Here is a 1,906-nt window from a genome sequence, read left to right as displayed (position 1 = left end):
GTTAAAAGACGTAGTTCCTATTGGAATGTTTGTGTTTGTTTTGGGTGGTTGGGCGTGGGGGTTGGGGGTAGAGATTGGTTGGGTTTAGGGGATAGGGGATAGGGAATAGAGAATAGAGGCTGGTGGATAGTGGATAGTGGATAGTGGATGAGACTCTCGGATCTGATATTCCAATCTATCGATCTCTAAATACCTGGTATTTCCCTAATCCCTAATCCCTATCCCCTATCCCCTAAGTCAGACTCCAACTTCACTAGGCTGATTCAAAGTAGCGATGATGTCGAGCAAGTCGCGATCGGATTGCGGTTTGGTGAGATAGTTTTTGGCACCGAGGGTCATGGCGAGATCGCGGTGTTTTTGGCCGCCGCGAGTGGTGAGCATGACGATCGGAATTTGGGAGAATTTGGGGTCTTTGCGACAGTAGCTCAAAAACTCGAAGCCGTTCATTTGGGGCATCTCGATATCGCAGACGACGAGGCGAATGCGGGGATGTTCTTGGAGTCGGAGGATACCTTCGCGACCGTGGCTGGCTTGGATCACCTGACAGCCCGCTTTGGTGAGCGATCGCGCCAAGCTTTGGCGTTGGACGAGGGAATCATCGACGACTAAGACTTGCATCTGTCGCCCTGGTTGGGCGGAGGTGCGATCGTTGAGCGCGTTGAGGGTGCTGGCAACTTCATCGGGTAATGATGAATCGATCGCCGGAGCTAAAGCCGGTTGGCTGGATGGGAGTAAGGTCGGTAATTTCGCCGGAATGGATTGGGTGGTAATAGTAGATTGATGTACGCGGGCGATTAATTCGACCGGATCGAGTGCCAATGTCAGACTGCCGTCACCTAAGACACTGTAACCCTGGATATAGTTGGTCAATCCAAAGGTTTGACCGAGGGATTTGACGACTAGTTCTTGCTCGACCAAGATGCGATCGACTTCTAGGCAGATCTGGCGATCGTCGATTTCGAGTAATAGCATGGCGGTGCTGCTATTTTTGGCTTTGGCGGGGAAGAGACTAGCCGCCGCACGATGCTCGCCAGCGACGACTTCACACCGATAGTCGAGCAGACTATGGAGCGGATAAATCGGAATCAATTTCTGAGTAGCATCATCGCCCCAGCGCAAGAAATTAGCTTTGCCTTGACTGGATTCCAAGGATTGGGACACGATGCGATCGGCGGAGGGTAGTAAAACTTGACTGATTGCTTCCGATCGCAATGCGTGAACGCCGCCTTGGGACTCACAAATCATCAACCGTGTCGTGGTCAGATTGAGTGGGAATTGCATCACAAAGGTCGTACCTTTGCCAGCCACCGAGCGGACGTCGATCGTCCCTTGTAAGGCTCCAATCCGATCGCGGACGACATCCAAGCCGATACCGCGACCGGAAAGATCGTTGACTTTCTCAGCGGTCGAGAATCCGGGCGCAAACATGATTTCGGCGAGTTCGGCCTCGGTCGGTGTGTGGCTGGCGTCGAGTAAGTGCATATCGATCGCGCGCTGGCGAATCTTCGGCCAGTTCAAGCCTTGACCGTCATCGCTGACTTCGATTCGGGTGCGGTTGCCTTGATGGTAAACCTTAATTGTCAACGTCCCACTGGCGGATTTACCTTGAGCGGCGCGTTGTTCTGGGGTTTCGATGCCGTGATCGTAAGCATTCCGTACCAAGTGGAGTAACGGATCGTAGAGTTTTTCGGCGATGATTTTATCGATCGAGACTTCGCTGCCAATCAGTTGCAGTTGGGCGGGTTTGCGATGGGAGGCGATCATCTGCTGGAGCAAGCGCGGGAAGCGATTGAGGACGCCCGCAATCTCAACCATTCTGGCGGCAAATAATTCGGATTGAGCTTCGGCAAGTAGTTGTTTGCGTTTGCCCATTGTCATCCGTGATTTTTGGGTCATTTCGACCAAA

At 52.6% G+C, this 1,906-nt stretch carries 1 protein-coding gene; it reads right to left on the bottom strand.

What is annotated here, in order from left to right:
* Positions 1-237: 237 nt before the first annotated feature.
* The coding region (locus RMO84_RS08375; protein WP_310488010.1) for a response regulator at positions 238-1,906 on the bottom strand (1,669 nt) is incomplete at its 5' end.

The organism is Chamaesiphon sp. VAR_69_metabat_338 (genome assembly GCF_031423935.1).
Classification (GTDB): Bacteria; Cyanobacteriota; Cyanobacteriia; order Cyanobacteriales; family Chamaesiphonaceae; genus Chamaesiphon.
This window is presented reverse-complemented; position numbering and strand designations above follow the sequence as displayed.